Consider the following 322-nt stretch of genomic DNA (forward strand, 5'->3'; position numbering starts at 1 on the left):
CCAATTGAGCTACGGGCGCATATGGTGCCGAGGGCGGGGGTCGAACCCGCACGGTGGTCACCCACCGCAGGATTTTAAGTCCTGTGCGTCTGCCTGTTCCGCCACCCCGGCGTCATATTGAAAATTGGAGCGGAAGACGGGATTCGAACCCGCGACCCCAACCTTGGCAAGGTTGTATTCTACCACTGAACTACTTCCGCAAAACATATATGACTTATTGCTTATTTAATTAAGAGTGCGGGTGAAGGGAGTCGAACCCCCACGCCAAAGGCGCCAGATCCTAAGTCTGGTGCGTCTGCCAATTCCGCCACACCCGCATATT

The 322-nt window shown here is 55.0% G+C and carries 3 tRNA genes; all 3 read right to left on the reverse strand.

Features of this window, described 5'->3' with window-relative positions:
* Positions 1-22: 22 nt before the first annotated feature.
* Positions 23-111, reverse strand: a tRNA-Leu gene (locus MR076_RS26115).
* A 14-nt stretch (positions 112-125) separates the two neighbouring features.
* Positions 126-200: transfer RNA gene (locus MR076_RS26120), tRNA-Gly, on the reverse strand.
* A 36-nt stretch (positions 201-236) separates the two neighbouring features.
* Positions 237-317 (reverse strand) — tRNA-Leu (locus tag MR076_RS26125).
* Positions 318-322 lie beyond the last annotated feature (5 nt).

This window comes from Bacillus cereus group sp. BfR-BA-01380 (genome assembly GCF_022663535.1).
Taxonomy (GTDB): Bacteria; Bacillota; Bacilli; order Bacillales; family Bacillaceae_G; genus Bacillus_A; species Bacillus_A cereus_BB.